At 64.4% G+C, this 15,696-nt stretch carries 12 protein-coding genes; 10 read left to right on the forward strand and 2 right to left on the reverse strand.

The window, feature by feature from the left end; all coding sequences use genetic code 11:
- The first annotated feature begins 2 nt into the window (after positions 1–2).
- The 9 genes from JMN22_RS01190 (at position 3) to tagQ (ending at position 13,934) form a co-directional block, all read left to right on the forward strand.
- Positions 3–1,313, forward strand: coding sequence for a DotU family type VI secretion system protein (locus JMN22_RS01190; RefSeq protein WP_030138245.1), 1,311 nt, complete (start codon positions 3–5; stop codon positions 1,311–1,313).
- Entirely contained in the window at positions 1,310–4,810 is a 3,501-nt protein-coding gene (gene tssM / locus JMN22_RS01195) for a type VI secretion system membrane subunit TssM (RefSeq protein ID WP_198796201.1), read from the forward strand. The genes JMN22_RS01190 and tssM overlap by 4 nt, the downstream gene beginning before the upstream one ends.
- Entirely contained in the window at positions 4,807–5,460 is a 654-nt protein-coding gene (gene tagF, locus JMN22_RS01200) for a type VI secretion system-associated protein TagF (RefSeq protein ID WP_198796202.1), read from the forward strand. The genes tssM and tagF overlap by 4 nt, the downstream gene beginning before the upstream one ends.
- Positions 5,461–6,192 carry a PP2C family protein-serine/threonine phosphatase gene (locus JMN22_RS01205; RefSeq protein WP_030138248.1) on the forward strand — a complete coding sequence of 244 codons (732 nt, stop codon included), beginning with the start codon at positions 5,461–5,463 and terminating at the stop codon, positions 6,190–6,192.
- Positions 6,189–9,275 (forward strand): serine/threonine-protein kinase, encoded by a 3,087-nt coding sequence (locus JMN22_RS01210; RefSeq protein WP_272929118.1) that lies wholly within the window; start codon positions 6,189–6,191, stop codon positions 9,273–9,275. The genes JMN22_RS01205 and JMN22_RS01210 overlap by 4 nt, the downstream gene beginning before the upstream one ends.
- Positions 9,275–9,991: an ABC transporter ATP-binding protein gene (locus JMN22_RS01215; protein WP_198796203.1), complete on the forward strand. Its 717-nt coding sequence runs from the start codon at positions 9,275–9,277 to the stop codon at positions 9,989–9,991. The genes JMN22_RS01210 and JMN22_RS01215 overlap by 1 nt, the downstream gene beginning before the upstream one ends.
- Complete coding sequence (locus JMN22_RS01220; protein ID WP_030138251.1) at positions 9,991–11,187, forward strand: ABC transporter permease; 1,197 nt, start codon at positions 9,991–9,993, stop codon at positions 11,185–11,187. The genes JMN22_RS01215 and JMN22_RS01220 overlap by 1 nt, the downstream gene beginning before the upstream one ends.
- A complete protein-coding gene (locus JMN22_RS01225) occupies positions 11,180–12,907 on the forward strand; it encodes a formylglycine-generating enzyme family protein (RefSeq protein ID WP_030138252.1) in 1,728 nt (575 codons plus the stop codon). The genes JMN22_RS01220 and JMN22_RS01225 overlap by 8 nt, the downstream gene beginning before the upstream one ends.
- 85 nt (positions 12,908–12,992) lie before the next feature.
- Complete coding sequence (tagQ, locus tag JMN22_RS01230) at positions 12,993–13,934, forward strand: type VI secretion system-associated lipoprotein TagQ (protein ID WP_030138253.1); 942 nt, start codon at positions 12,993–12,995, stop codon at positions 13,932–13,934.
- A 520-nt stretch (positions 13,935–14,454) separates the two neighbouring features.
- On the opposite strand, the gene JMN22_RS01235 is transcribed toward tagQ, so the two are convergent.
- The gene (locus JMN22_RS01235) at positions 14,455–14,835 is read right to left on the reverse strand and encodes a DUF6124 family protein (protein ID WP_198796204.1); all 381 of its coding nucleotides are present in this window, start codon (positions 14,833–14,835) and stop codon (positions 14,455–14,457) included.
- 237 nt (positions 14,836–15,072) lie between these two features.
- Positions 15,073–15,273, reverse strand: coding sequence for a hypothetical protein (locus tag JMN22_RS01240; RefSeq protein WP_198796205.1), 201 nt, complete (start codon positions 15,271–15,273; stop codon positions 15,073–15,075).
- A gap of 21 nt (positions 15,274–15,294) precedes the next feature.
- Here JMN22_RS01240 and JMN22_RS01245 point away from each other — a divergent pair, with 21 nt between their 5' ends.
- Positions 15,295–15,675: a hypothetical protein gene (locus JMN22_RS01245; protein WP_030142186.1), complete on the forward strand. Its 381-nt coding sequence runs from the start codon at positions 15,295–15,297 to the stop codon at positions 15,673–15,675.
- The last annotated feature ends 21 nt before the right edge of the window (positions 15,676–15,696 follow it).

Genomic DNA, 15,696 nt, shown 5'->3' on the forward strand with positions numbered 1-15,696 from the left:
CGATGAGCAACGACGATCGTACCCAGTTCATGCCGACGCCCGGTGGCCGTGGCGCGGATCCGTTCCGTCCGGACCCGGCACGCCAGCAGCCGGCACCCGCACCGGCGCCGTTGTCGATGCCGGCCGCGCCAGTCCTGACCGGCAAGGCCCAAGGCCTCAACCCGCTGGAAAGCGCCGCCGGCCCGCTGCTGGCCCTGCTGACGCGCCTGCGCAACACCATCGCCCACCCGGCGCCGGCCAGTTTGCGCGCGCAACTGTTGGCGTACCTGCGCCAGTTCGAAGAGCGCGCCGAGGCCGCCGGTGTGGTGCGCAACGATGTATTGCTGGCCCGCTACGCCTTGTGCACCGCGCTCGATGAGGCGGTATTGAGCACGCCCTGGGGCGGCACCAGCGACTGGGGCAAGCAAAGCCTGTTGATCACCGTGCACAACGAGGCCTGGGGCGGCGAGAAGGTGTTCCAGCTGCTGGAGCATTGCCTGCAAAGCCCACGCGAGCGCCTGTATCTGCTGGAGCTGCTGTACCTGTGCATGTGCCTCGGTTTTGAAGGCCGCTATCGGGTGATGAACGACGGTCGCAGCCAACTCGAAGCATTGCGCGAGCGCACCAGCGCGGTGATCCGCAGCGCCCGTGGCGACTATGAACGCGAGCTGTCGCCGCACTGGCGCGGCGTCACCGTGGCCCGCGATCGACTGGCGCAATTCATGCCGCCGTGGATTGCCGTGGCCATCGGTGTGGCTTTGCTGCTGGCGCTGCTGTTCGGCCTGCGCATGAAACTGGCCGCCGATGCCGAGCCGGTGTTCAAGAACATCCATTTCCTCGGTGAAATCCCGGTGCAGACCATTGACCGTCCGGTGGTGCAGCCGAAAGTGATCGAGCGCCCACGCCTGGCCGGTTTCCTTGCCGATGAAATCCGCTCCGGCAAGGTCGCCGTGGAAGACGCCGTCGATCGCTCGGTGGTGACCATCCGTGGCGATGAACTGTTCGCCTCCGGCAGCGCGAGCATCAAGGATGATTTCCAACCGCTGATGCTGCGCATCGCCGATGCCGTGCGCAAGGTCAAGGGCCAGGTGCTGGTGACCGGCCACAGCGACAATCGTCCGATTGCCACGTTGAGGTTCCCGTCCAATTGGGCCTTGTCCGAGGCACGGGCGCGGTCGGTGCTGGACATTCTTTCGGCCAAGACCGGCCAACCCGAGCGCTTCAGCGCCGAGGGCCGCAGCGACACCGAACCGTTGGCGTCCAACGCCACGACCGAGGGACGTGCGCGCAATCGTCGGGTTGAAATCACAGTGTTGGCGGAGGGGGTCGAGTGAAGGCGTTTTTCAGTTTCATGATCCGCTGGGTCATTCCATTGCTGGGGCTGATTGCCCTGAGCCTGATCATCTGGTTCGTTGGCCCGCTGCTCGATTGGCTGGTGCCAGAAGGGCGGCGCTGGACGTTGATCATCCTGGTGTTCGCGGTGTGGATCGCCTACCGGGTGTTCCGCATTATCCAGGCCCGCCGCCAGGCCGCGGAAGTGATGCGCAGCCTGGCCGCGCAGACCCCGCCCGACCCGACCAGCATCGCCACCGCCGAAGAACTCGAGACCCTGCGCCAGCGCATGGACGAAGCCTTGGCCTTGCTCAAGAAAGCCAAGCTCGGCGGCGACGAGCGTCGCAACCTCTACGAACTGCCGTGGTACGTGATCATCGGCCCGCCGGGCTCGGGCAAGACCACTGCGCTGGTCAACTCCGGCCTGCATTTCCCGTTGGCCGCGCAACTCGGTGCCGGTGCCGTGCGCGGTGTCGGCGGCACGCGCAACTGCGACTGGTGGTTCACCGACCAGGCGGTGCTGCTCGACACCGCTGGCCGCTACACCACCCAGGACAGCGACGCGACCGTCGACAAGGCGGCGTGGCTGGGTTTCCTTGGCCTGTTGAAGAAGCAACGGGCGCGTCGGCCGATCGATGGCGCGTTCATCGCCATCAGCCTTTCGGACCTGCTGTTGGGCAGCGACGCCGAACGCGCCGCCCACGCCGCAGCGATTCGCCTGCGGATCCAGGAGTTGTACACCCAGCTAGGCGTGCGTTTCCCGGTCTACCTGATGCTGACCAAGCTCGACTTGGTGCCGGGCTTCATGGAGTACTTCGACAGCCTGAGCAAGGAAGAGCGCGCCCAGGTCTGGGGCATGACCTTCGCCCTGGACGACGGCAAGAGCAACGACAGCCCGTTGGCGCACCTGCAAAGCGAATTCACCTTGCTGGAGCAGCGTCTCAATGACCGCTTGGTCGAACGCCTGCAACAAGAGCGCGACCCGGCGCGGCGCGATTTGATCTACGGCTTCCCGCAGCAGTTCGGCGCGTTGAAGGACTGCCTGCAAAGCTTCCTCGACGGCGTGTTCAAACCCAACGCCTTTGAAGAGCGGGTGTTGCTGCGCGGTGTGTATTTCACCAGCGGCACCCAGGAAGGCAGCCCGATCGATCGCCTGATCGGCTCCATGGCCCAGAGCATGAACCTGGACCGCCAGCACCTGGCGCGCCAGACCGGCACCGGGCGCAGCTACTTCATCGAAAAACTCTTCAGCGCCGTGGCGTTCGCCGAGCGCGGACTGGTGGGTGTCGATCCGAAGGTCGAGCGTCGACGCAAATGGATCGCCCGTGGCGTGCTCGCGTCCACCGTCGTGCTGGTGTTGGTGGTCAGCACGTTGTGGTGGGTCAGCTACCGCGCCAACCAGGCCTACATCGCCCAGGTCGATCAGAAAGTCGCGCCGCTGGGCCAGACCGTGCAGAACCTCAGCCCGGCCCAGCGCGACGTCCTTGCGGTGTTGCCGCTGCTTAATGCCGTCAAGCATTTGGCCGGCGACGCGCCCGACTGGGCTGAAGGCCTGGGCCTGTATCAGGGCGACATGCTCGAAGCGGAGTCCGGCAGCGTCTATCGCAAGCTGTTGATTGCGGTGTTCGCGCCACGCCTGCTGACGCGCATCGAAGAGCAACTGCACAGCGGCGGCAATTCGGACTTCCTCTACGAAGGCTTGAAGGCTTACCTGATGCTCGCTGATAACGAGCATTACGACGCCGACTTCATCAAGGCCTGGATCGCCCTGGATTGGGACCGCAGCCTGCCACGGGATTTGCCGGCCGAGCAGCGCCTGGCCCTGACCGGGCATTTGCAGGCGCTGTTCGAGCGGCGTCCGCCGACTGCGCGCCTGGACCCACGCCTGATCGAAGACCTGCGCCGCCAGCTGCAACAACTGCCGGTGGCCCAGCGCGTCTACGACCGCATCAAACGCCAGAAGCTGCCCGAAGGGATCCCGGACTTTCGCATCAACGAAGCCGCCGGGCGTGACGCCGCGTTGGTGTTCAGCCGCAAGAGTGGCAAGCCATTGGGCGAACCGTTGAGCGGGTTCTTCACCGTCAAGGGCTACCGCCAGGGTTTCTTGCTCAGCAGCCTGAGCCAGACCGGCACCCTGGCCGAAGAGCAATGGGTGCTGGGCCACGAAGAGGCCGACCAGCAGAACGTCGCCAGCCTGGCCGCCGACGTGCGGCGCCTGTACTTCCAGGACTACATGCGCCAATGGGACGCCTTGCTGGCCGACATCGACTTTGTGCCGATCACTAGCGTGGCCCAGGCCGCCGACGTGCTACGGGTGATTTCCGGCCCGACCTCGCCGTTGAAAAAGCTGCTGGTGGCGGTGGCGAAGGAAACCGACCTGCAACAGGATGAACGCTTGCTGGCCGCACAAGGCGCGCCGGTGGAAGGTGGCGTGGACAAGCTCAAGGAGCGCCTGGGCAGCCTGCTCGGCCAGGAACAGGCGACGTCAAACGCGCCGGCGGCGAGCGATGACCCGATCACCGCGCATTTCGCCGAGCTCAACAGCATCGTCAACAAGAACGAAGGCGAACCTGCGGCCATCGACGGCCTGCTGTCCGACATGAACGCGCTGTACGTGCAAGTCAGCGCCATGGTCGGTGCCAGCGGCGATGCCTTGCTCGGCGAGGCCAAGAACCAGGCGTCGGCCGCCGCGACCCGCGTCAGTCTCAATGCCGAACGCCAGCCGCCGCTGGTGCAGGGCCTGGTCAAGTCGGTGGTCAACTCCACCACCAACACCATGATGGGCGGGGTGCGCAATCAACTGAACGCCGCCTGGACCAGCGAAGTGGTGAACATCTATCGCCAGTCCCTGGCCGGGCGTTATCCGATGTCGCCGGGCAGTGCGCGGGACGCGACCCTGGATGACTTCGGCCAGTTCTTCGGCGTCGGCGGGGTGATGGACAACTACTTCCGCAAGTACCTGCAACCGTACGTGGACACCTCGACACAGACTTGGCGCTGGCAGCCGGGCGCGGCGCAGAAGCTCGGGATTTCCCCGGGTGTGCTGCAAACCTTCCAGCGTGCGGCGACCATCCGCGATGCGTTCTTCCGTTCCGGCGGCACGCAGCCGATGGTGCGCTTCGAGCTCAAGCCGGTGGCGATGGATTCGACCATCACTCAATTCCTCCTCGACCTCGACGGCCAGCAGTTGAGCTACGACCACGGCCCGAGCCGCCCGACCGCCATGCAGTGGCCGAACCCGGGCAGCATTGGCGTAGTGCGGATCTCGATCATGCCACCGTCGTCCAGCGGTCGTTCCGGCATCACCCTGGACGGGCCGTGGGCCTGGTTCCGCCTGCTGGAGCAATCGGACCTGACCGCCGGCAATTCGCCGGACCGCTTCAACCTGCGGCTGCGGGTCGATGGCGCCAGCGCCTCTTACGAGTTGCGCGCCAACAGTGCGTTCAACCCGTTCAAGAGCCGCGTGCTCAGCGGTTTCAGCCTGCCGGAGCGTCTATGAGTACGCCGGGCTTCTATGGAAAGTTGGCCAGTCGCGGGGACTTCGTCAGTCGCGGCTTGCCCCAGAGCTTTATCGGGCCGTGGGACTCCTGGCTGGCGGCGGGTTTGCTCGCCAGCCAGACCAGCCTCGGCGAGCGTTGGCTGGACGCCTATCTGGTCAGCCCGCTGTGGCGCTTCATGGTCGCGCCCGGCGTGTGCGGGCCGGACGCTGCCGTTGGCGTGGTGATGCCGAGCATCGACCGGGTCGGGCGCTATTTTCCGCTGACCGTCGCGGTATTGCTGGACCCGGATGCGGACCCGGCCTCGGTGGTCGGTGGCGCGGACGACTGGTTCGAGCGGGTCGAGAACCTTTTGCTGAGCACATTGAGCGTCGAGGCCAGTTTCGAGGCATTCAACGAACAGCTGGAAAACCTGGGCAGCCCGATGTACCTGCCACGCACCCCAAGCAGCCGTTTCGCCAGCCTGCATCGCTTCGATGCCACCGACCCGCAGCGACGCATGAGCGCCCTGGCCGAGTCGGCCTGCGAAGGCGCGAGCCTGTGGTGGGGCCAGGGTTCGGAGCGCATCGCGCCCGGTTTGATGCGCTGCCAGGGATTGCCGGCGGCGGCTGATTTTGCGCAATTTTTGCTCGGCCAAGAAGGTGTTGTGTAGATGCGTCCAAGTGCCGGAAAAGCAATCAAGTCTGCCAGCAAGAGCCACGTCGGCATGGTCCGCCAGGTCAACGAAGACGCCTGCCTGGACCTGCCGGAAAACGGCCTGTGGGTGGTGGCCGACGGCATGGGCGGGCACGCGGCGGGCGACTACGTCAGCAGCCTGATCGTCGATAGCCTGCGCAGCATCGCGGTAGGCCGTTCCCTGGATGAATACATCGCGGCGCTGCAAAGCGACCTGCTGCGGGTGAACGCCGCCGTGCGCGAAGAAACCGCCAACCGTGGCGTGACCATGATGGGCAGCACCGTGGTGGTGCTGGCCGCCCGCGACCTGCGCGGCATGTGCCTGTGGGCCGGCGACAGCCGCTTGTATCGCCTGCGCGACGGCGTGCTCGAAAGCATTTCCCGGGACCACAGCTACGTCCAGGATTTGCAAGACAGCGGCCTGCTCAGTGAAGCCGAGGCCCGCGTGCATCCGCGCGCCAACATCGTCACCCGCGCCATCGGCGTCGAGGCGCAACTGAACCTGGCGATGACTGAGCTGTTGCTGGTGCCCGGCGACAGCTACCTGTTGTGCAGCGACGGCCTGACCAAGACCGTCGAGGACGAGGAAATCCGTGAAGTCTTGAGCCACGACGAGCCCGGCGAGATCGCCAGCAGCCTGGTGTCCCTGGGCCTGATGCGCGGCGCGCCGGACAACATCACCGTGGTCGTCGTGAAGGTGCCGTCATGAGCTTGACCCTGAACATTGTCATCCCCGGATACGACATCGACGGCGAGATCGGCGAAGGCGCGATGGCCAGCGTGTACCTGGCGACCCAGCGCTCGCTGGAACGCAAGGTGGCGCTGAAAGTCATGGCCGCCGCCCTGGCCGCCGACCCGACGTTTTGCGAACGTTTCCTGCGCGAAGGCAAGACCCTGGCGCGCCTGTCGCACCCGCACACCGTCACCATCCATGACATCGGCAACGTCGGTGAGTTGTATTACATGGCGATGGAATACCTGCCCAACGGCACGCTCAAGGAACGCATCGCCGCGGGCCTGACGCCGGAGCAGGGCCTGACCTACATCCGCCAGATCGCCTCGGCCCTGGGTTACGCTCACGGCTTGGGCCTGGTCCACCGCGACGTGAAGCCGGCCAACATTCTGTTTCGTGCCGACGGCACGGCGGTGCTCTCGGACTTCGGCATCGCCAAGTCCCTGGACGATCGTACCCAGTTCACCCAGGCCGGTTTTGCCGTCGGCACACCGAGCTACATGAGCCCGGAACAGGCCCGAGGCCAGGACATCGATGGCCGCGCCGATCTCTACGCCCTGGGCGTAGTGCTCTACGAAATCCTCGTCGGCAAGCTGCCGTACACCGGCAATGACGCGCTGTCGACGGCGCTGGCGCACCTGACCGAACCCTTGCCGGAACTGCCGGTGCATCACGGCCGTTACCAGGACGTGTTGCGCAAGCTGCTGGCGAAGGATCCGGCGGAGCGTTTCCCGGATGCGGCGGCGTTGCTGCGGGCGTTGGACAATTTGCCCCAGGAATCGTCGGAAGCGACGCTGATCCGGCCGTTGTCGTTTGAACTGCCTGCCGTGCCGCCTCCGGTGGATGACTTGGCGGGCTTGACGCCCATGTCCATCGACATTCCCAGCGGTCCGGCTTACTCGCAGCCACAACCCAAGCCCGTGCCGCCGCCGATCAAGCCAACACCACAATCCACGGTCTCGGAGCAACGCAAGGGGCCGGTATTCGCTCTGGCTGCCGTTGCGGTCGCCGTGGCGCTGGCGTTGGGCGGCGCGGGTTATTGGTGGTTGGCCGGCGACGACGGCAAGGAAGTGAAGACGCCGGTGGCCAAGACAACATCGGTCAAGCCTCCGGAGGTCGCCCCACCGAAAGCCCCCGAGGTACCTGCGGTCAAGCCTCCCGTCGCCCCTCCAGCCCAGCCGCCCGTGGCGACCGAGGCCGACGGCGGCCAACGTCCGCTGCTGATGGCCGGCAAGAAAACCCTGTTCCAGCGCGTGCTCAGCAAACCGGGGGCGAAACTCGCCGACGCACCGGGTGCCGCGCCGGGCAAGGCATTGCCGGCGTTTTCCGTGTTGTATGTCTACCAGCGCAAAGACGTGGATGGCAGCGGATGGGTGCGCGTCGGCGCGGCCACCGACGGACGCAGCGACGGCTGGTTGCCCGCCGCCCAAGTCAGCGACTGGAAACAGAGCCTGGTGCTCAAGTTCACCGAACGTTCCGGCCGTGCGCCGGTGATGTTCCTGCGCCAGCCCGGCGAGGTGGAGAAGCTGCTGGCCAATCCGTCGGCGGCCAAGAACGTGTTGCTCAAGGCCCAGCAGAGTCCCCAGGACGACCAGCAAGTGCTGGCCCTGGAACCGGCCGCCAGCGCCGTGCCGCAGAACCAGTTCTACCTCTTGCCGATCTTCGATTCCCGCGAGAGCTTCGACGACAACGGCCAGCCGGTGCAGTTGTTGAACGTGGCCTCCATCGACCCTGGCAATGCCCCGAAGGCGGCGTCCAATACGCCGATCACCACCGCCAATGCCGACGCGTTCCGTACCGCCGTGGTGTTGGTGGTGGACACCACCGTGTCCATGCAGCCCTACATCGACCAGGTCCGCGACGTCGTGCATCAATTGCAGACCCGCATCGCCGAACGCGGCGAACTCGACAGCGTCAGTTTCGGCATGGTCGGGTTTCGCAGCAGCATCAAGAAAACCCCGGGCCTGGAATACACCGCCAAGACCTTGATCACCCTGGAACAGGGCCGCGACCCGCAACGCTTCCTGGAGATGGCGCGACAGGTCAAGGCCTCCACCGTATCGAGCCACTCGTTCAATGAAGATGCGTTTGCCGGCGTCATGGAAGCGGTGGAAGGCATGGACTGGTCCGGCTACGGCGGGCGCCTGATCCTGCTGGTCACCGATGCCGGTGCGCTGCGCAAGAACGACCCGTTCGCCGCCACGCAAATGAACGAGGCCGAAGTGCGCCAGGCGGCGCTGGGCAAGCAGATCAAGATCTACGCGCTACACCTGCTCAGCGACGCCGGCAAGAAAACCCACGCCGGTGCCCAGAGCCAATACCGCACGCTGACCGCCGACGCCAACCCGCAGATCGGCGACCTCTACATCCCGGTGCCGGGCGCCGACGTGCGCAAGTTCGGCGAGCGCGTCGACGAGATCGGCTCGGTGTTCGCCGACCTCGTCCATCAAGTGCGCAGCAATAAGCCGCAGAGCGTGCCGTTGCTCAGCGCCGCGCCAAGCCTGACTGACAAATCGGCAGCGGTCGGCTACGCGATGCACATGGATTTCCTGGGGCGCAAATCCGCCAGCCAGGCGCCGCAACTGGTCAGCGCCTGGACCGCCGACCGTGACCTGACCAACCCGGCGCTGCCGGCATTCCAGGTCTGCGTGATGCTGACCAAGCTGCAACTCAACGACCTTCAGCAATCGCTGAAACTGATCGTCGACGCGGCGCGCAAGACCCAGAGTTCGCCCAAGGACTTCTTCCAGGAAATCGCCAGCGCCAGCGCCTACATGAGCCGCGACCCGTCGGCCCTGCGCAAGGGTGGCAACCTCGCCACGGGCGGGATTCTCGGCGAGTACCTGGAAGGGCTGCCGTACCGCAGCAAATCGCTGAACATGACCCAGGACTTGTGGCTGTCGTTGAGCGTCGCCGAGCAGGAGGATTTCATCGACGAGCTGGAATCGAAGATCCGCCTCTACGAAACCTTCCACAACGACCTCGCCAATTGGGTGCGCTTCGGCGATGCCGAGCCGGGCGATGCGTTGTACCGCGTTCCGTTGTCGACGCTGCCGTGATGCTGAACCTGAGCGCGGTGCACAAAAGCCGGGGCGCCGGCGGCCAACGCTACAGCCTGGTGATACCCCGGCTGCAACTGCGCGCCGGAGAACAACTGGCGGTGGTCGGCCCGAGCGGCTGCGGCAAGAGCACCTTGCTGGACTTGCTGGCGCTGGTGCTGGCGCCGGATCAGGCCGGGCAGTTCGACTTCACGCCCGCCAATGCGCCGCTGGACATCGCCAAACTGTGGCGTGCGTCGCAACAAGGCACCTTGGCCGAGCTGCGCAGCCGTCACCTGGGCTATGTTCTGCAAACCGGTGGCCTGCTGGGCTTCCTGGACGTACGCGGGAACATCGAGTTGTCGCGCAAATTGCTGGGCTTGAAGGATGACGGCAGCGTGAAGCGCCTGGCCGGACAATTGGACATTGCCGATCAACTGGACAAGAAACCGGCGGACCTTTCCGTCGGCCAGCGCCAGCGGGTCAGTTGCGCCCGGGCGTTGGCCCATGGCCCGCGCCTGCTGCTGGCCGATGAGCCGACCGCCGCCCTCGACCCGCTGAACGCCGAACGCGTCATGCAATTGCTGGTCACCCAGGCCCGCGAGCACGGCGTCTGCTGCGTGGTTGCCACCCATGACGAAGCGTTGGCCCGGGCCAGCGGCTTGCAGGTGCGTCGCATCAGCTGCCGTCGCGATGTCGACGGTGGCGTTACGGCCACGCTCGGGGAGGCTTGCTGATGCGCGGCGCGCTGGTGGCTTCCCTGGCCTGGCAGGATTACCGCAACGACGCCTGGCTGTCGGCGTGTTCGGTGCTGGCGTTGGTGGCTGTGGTGGCGCCGTTGCTGGTGCTGTTCGGCCTGAAGTTCGGCCTGGTCAGCAGCCTGACCGAACGCCTGCAAAACGACCCGGCCACCCGGGAAATCATTCCCTTGGGCGGCGGCCGCTTCAGTGCCGGATTCGTTGAACAGTTGGCGCAGCGCAGTGATGTGGCGTTTGCCTTACCGCGCACGCGACAGATCGCGGCCACGGCGGACCTGAGCAGCGAGGCTGCTGCCGTCACGGTCGAGATGATTCCCACTGCCGCTGGCGACCCTTTGTTCGATCACCTGCCGGTGCCACAAGGCTTGGATCAAGTGGTGCTCAGCCAGACCGCCGCTGAAAAACTCGGCGCCAAGGCTGGCGATTGGTTGCAGGCCAGTTTCGGTCGGCAGGTGGCCGGGCGCAGCGAGGCGCAGCGCACGCGGGTTCAGGTGTTGAACGTGCTGCCGCTGGAAGCCTTTGCGAGGGACGGTTTGTTCGCACCGTTGGCCTTGCTCGAAGCCGCGGAAGATTACCGTGACGGTCGCGCCGTGCCCGCCTTCGGGTGGCCGGGCGATGCGGTGGGCGAGGCCGGGCAGCGGGTCTATCCGGCGTTTCGCCTGTACGCACGCAACCTCGGCGATGTCGAGCCGCTGCGCCAGTTCTTCGCCGGGCAGAACCTGTTGGTGTCGACCCAGGCCCAGACCATCGCACAAGTGCAATCGTTGAGCCGCAACCTGTCGATCGTGTTCTGGATCATCGCCGGGTTGGCGTTGGCCGGCGCCTTCGCGGCGATCTTTGCCGGTGCCCTGGCGGCGGTCGAACGCAAGCGCCGCGAGCTGTCGGTGCTGCGCCTGTTGGGGGTTTCCACCGCGGCACTGTTGTTGTTCGTGGTGTTGCAGGCGCTCTACAGCGCCACGTTTGCGGCCCTGCTGAGCGCTGGCCTGTATGGCCTGGCGCAGTCGGGCCTGAATCTTTTATTTGCGCAGATGCCCGGCGAGTACGCCAGCCATCTGCTGGTGCGTCATTACACCTTGGCCCTGGTGGCCGTGCTCGGCGTCAGCGCCGTCGCGGCGGCTTGCGGTGGTTGGCGGGTGGCGCGCATCCAGGCGTGTGAAGGAATTCGCGATGTATAAGTTATTGGGTGCCGCCGTGGCGCTGAGCCTGGCCAGTCTGGTCTGGGCGGATGAGGGCACGGACAAGCTGGACAATCCCAAGCCGTTGCCCGACGACGTCAGCCTGCCGCTGCCGTGTGAAGGGCAGATGGTGTTCCGCTACGTCTATATCCTCGCCCAAGGCACCCTGGACGATCGCGAGATCAGCCTCGGCTACCCGTTCAGCGAAGGCGAGGCGGGCTATCAACAGTCGTTCATTTCCGGCTACCGGCGCGACTTCATCAACGGCCAGTTCACCCTCAAGGACCTGCCCAAGGACTGGAACAAGACCATCACGCCGTTGATGCCCAAGACCGACGCCAAGACGCCGCTTAAGCCGATGCTGTACTTCATCGGCAAGTACGAAGTCACCGCTCGCCAGTACGCCCAGGTCATGGCGCAGGCGCAGTCGCTGGCCAGTGGCGAAGCGGCGCCGGCCTGCGAGGCGCTGTTGGCCGAGTTGCCCCAGGGCATGGCCGGGCGCTTACCCAAGGTGAAGCTGTCGAAGTTCGAGGCCGAGCGCTTCTCGGCGGTGTACAGCGCCTGGCTGATGAAATATCACAAGGACCTGCTGCCGGTGAGCGGTCGCGGCACTTCCGCCGAAGACGGCGGCCTGGGCTTCGTGCGCCTGCCCACCGAAGTGGAGTGGGAGTTCGCCGCCCGGGGTGGGCAAGCCGTCAGCCGTCAAGAGTTGGAAGGCCGGCTGTTTCCACGACGCCTGGAAGGCAGTGAAAGCGACGGGCCGCTGGCCGATTGGGCGGTGTTCAACCAGGTCGCCGGCGGCACCGGCCAGGCTGCGCGGCTGATGCCTATCGGCACCAAATTGCCGAACCCCATCGGCCTGTTCGATGTGGTCGGCAACGCCGCCGAGATGGTCCAGGAATCGTTCCAGTTGGTGCACGCCGGTCGCCGCCAGGGCGCCTATGGCGGCTTCGTGGTCAAGGGCGGTAATTACCTGGAAGGCGAGGGCACGCTGTTCACCGGCATGCGCCGCGAGTACCCGTTATTTGCTGCCGACGGCACTGAGCAAAGCAACGAAACCACCGGTTTTCGGGTGGCCGTCGGCGCGTTGTCGGCGCCGCGTTCGCGCTACAAGGAATTGTTCGCCCAGTGGCAGAAGGAGGGCCGGCTTGCATCCTTGACCGATGCCATCGACGACGCCGACGACCCGACCAAGCGCCTGGACAGCATCATCTCCGCGAGCACCGATCCGCGCCTGCAAGCCGAGTTGGGCCTGGTCAACGAAGAGCTCAAGCGCAACGTCTCGCTCATCGCCCAGCAGCGCGAAGAAGCGGCGGGCAACCTGATCCAGTCTTCGGCGCTGGTGGCCGAGACCATCAACAACTACAACATCCGCCTGACCAATCTGCAGAACAGTCGGCAGGCGGCCTTGGATGCCAAGGACGAGGCCAGCGCCACGCTGTTCGCCACGGCCATCGACAACGGCCGCAGTGCGCTGGACGGCGCGGTGGCGATCTACATCGACAACCTGGCAACCGGCACGCGCTACACCGATGCCGTGATCCAGGCGCAGTTCCAGCGCATCAAGGAAGAGCTTGAGCGCAAACCGGTACTGGGCAAGAGCCTGGTGGCGCGTGCAACGTTATTCGTTCGTCATGTCGGGGATTATCGTCAGCAGAAACGAGCCGACCCGGCGGCGATATTGAAGGAATTGCTCGCATCGAATGCTCAGCGGTCTTGAGTGTTCGTTGTCAGCGAGCTTGGAAGGGACTCAGGCGGCGATAGGGCTGCGCTGAGCTGGTCAAAACTTAAACGAGAACACAACTATGCTTTTCTCCCGTAAACCTTTTGCTTCGGTTTCCAAGCGTCATTTGCTGCTGGTCGCTGTTGGCTTCAGCACCGTACTGACCGGCTGCGCTTCGTCGCCGACCTCCAAGGTCGCTTCGAGCACCAAGGTCGAGTACTACCCGAATTGCTACGAGCCGGTGCAGCACCTGCGCTCCACCGAAGGCAACATGACCAAGTCGGTCGTCACTGGCGCAGCCGTCGGTGCCGTCGGTGGTGCGCTGCTGGGCGCCCTGACCGCCGACAAGGAAGACCGTGGTCGCAACGCCGCCATCGGTGCCGCGGGCGGCGCCCTGGCCGGTGGTGCAGCCGGTTACTACACCGAGCGCCAGAAGCAGATCGCCGATGACAACATGCGCATCGCTTCCTACGCTGCCGACGTCAGCAAGAGCGCTTCGGACATCGACCGCAGCACCGCGTACGCCAAGGCTTCGCAACAGTGCTACCAGAACGCGTTCAGCAAACTGGTTGCCGACCGCAAGGCCAAGACGGTCAACGACACCGAAGGCCGCAAGCGCCTGGCGGAAATCGTTGCCGGCCTGAAAGAGTCCAACGACCTGATCGTCGCGGTGAACGGCAAGGCGTCCGAAGACCTGAACAACTACACCCAGGCTTACGAGAAAGACCTGCAACAAGTGGGCGTGCAGCGCACTGACGTGGTGACCGTGGCCACTGCTGACACCACGCAGGTTGTGGCGGCGCAGACCAGCACCAAGACCAAGAAGAAAGTGACGCCGGCGAAGAAGAAAGAACTTCCAGTGGTGCCGAAAGAAGCGGTCGCTACCGAGAAGACTTTGCAGGATGCCAAGGCCAAGCAGGATCAGAGCAAGCAGGTTGCGAGTGCCGGTACTACGCAGGTGAACAGCATGTGCAAGAACCCGGACCTGGGTGACTGGGCGCCGGTTCCTTGCCCGAATGTTTGATCGGGTGCATATCCGTTGCTGCGGTGATGGCGGCTGGCGGTTACGCCCTTACGGCGTGTCACTTTTGGCAAACGCCCCAAAAGTAACCAAAAGGTCTTGCCCCACCACTCGGCACCTCGCCTAGGCTCGGTGTGCCCGAACGCAGGCATTGCTCCGTGGGCCGCCGCGAAGGGTCATCCATGACCCAGCGCGGCTAACCCGGCATCCATGCCGGGTTGCCCACTGCGCAATACCTGCGTTCGGCCATCGTGGTTAACGGGGCCCCAAAATCAAAAGCCAAGCCGAGGCGGCCTTAAAGCCGACCTGGCTTTGGGTGAGACCGTGTTTCCTCTGTGGGAGCGGGCTTGCTCGCGAAGGCGGCCGTTCAGCTTGCATCGATAGCGACTGATCGACCGCTTTCGCGAGCAGGCTCGCTCCCACAGTTGTTTTGTGGTGACCGAAATATCTGCGACAACCCCGATCCCTTGTGGGAGCGAGCTTGCTCGCGAATGCGTCGGTTCAGCTTGCCTCTATGTCCGTCCTATCCCTTGGCTGCGGACGCCGCCCCCTTCGTCTCCAGATGATCCAACGCCCGCTCGACCAACAACTGCACCCCATCGGCCATGCGGCTGATCGCCAGGGCGATGCAGCGGCGTGATTCGTCGATGTCGTCGGCCAGGTCGGCGGCGATGGTGCTGATGGAGAGCAGGTCTTCGGAGGCGTTGGCGAGCAGGGTTTCGGTGTCGATGTGGGGAGAGACGATGAAGAGTTGGTCTTTGTCGGGTTCCGGCGGTGAGGCGGGGTGGGGCTTGAGGTAGTAGTCGAGGGCGCGGTTGGTGGCGTCTTCGAGGCGTTTTTCTTCGAGTTTTTCGGCGCGGGATTTGTGTTCTTTTTGCGGTGGGTTCGGAGTTGCTTTGAACATAACGAAATTTCCTGGAAGTGGAGCCGGCACCCTCCGATTGCACGTCGAAAAATGGGTGGCAGCTGTACGTAGGTGTGCAAGACCGGTCCAGGAACCCGGCAGACCCGAAGGTCTCCCACGCGCAGCCGCCATAACGATCGGCGAGCATAGAAAAATGCCCGACGAATAGCCATAAGCGAATGCACCTGGATCGGACTTGCACGTCCGTGTCACCGTTTTTTCGATGACGAACAGAGGTTAGCCGCGCTCGGTTGCGCTGCCTAGTTCATGAACAGCTCGCCGTTTTGAAGGAAATGTCCGATGGACCTGAAGTCCAGCGAATGAAGCTTCTAAACGTGACTTGGCGGTCATCATGCGCAAAAGATGGCCGATCTTCCCCAAACTGGATTGGATGATGGCGTTCTTCTGAAGAATCGCTAAACTGCGCCAGCCGTTCATTTTTCTCACGAGGCTGTGCCGATGAAATTTCGTTTCCTGTTGTGGATGCTGGGGTGGTTGATGGGCAAGGCCAGCCGCACCAATCCAGCGTTCCAGCAGCAGTTGGGCGACAAGGAGCTGGTGTTCCAGCTGCAAACCCTGGACGGCAAGGTTGCCCGGCACTTCACCGTGAAGAACCAGCGCATCACCAGCCAGTCGGGTGTTTATCCGACGCCTGCCTTCGCCATCGCGTTCAAGGATGCAGGCTATGGCTTCGCCACGATGCAGGCGAAGAACAAGCAACTGGCGTTCATGACCGGGATCCAGGACAAGTCGATCCAGATCAAGGGCAACCCGGCGCTGGTGATCTGGTTTCAGGGGTTGATGAAGTATTTGAAGCCGAGGAAGGCGAAGAAGGCTTGAGCCCAGTGAGTCACTGTTCTG

The sequence above is a fragment of the Pseudomonas sp. HB05 genome (genome assembly GCF_016756915.1).
Taxonomy (GTDB): Bacteria; Pseudomonadota; Gammaproteobacteria; order Pseudomonadales; family Pseudomonadaceae; genus Aquipseudomonas; species Aquipseudomonas alvandae.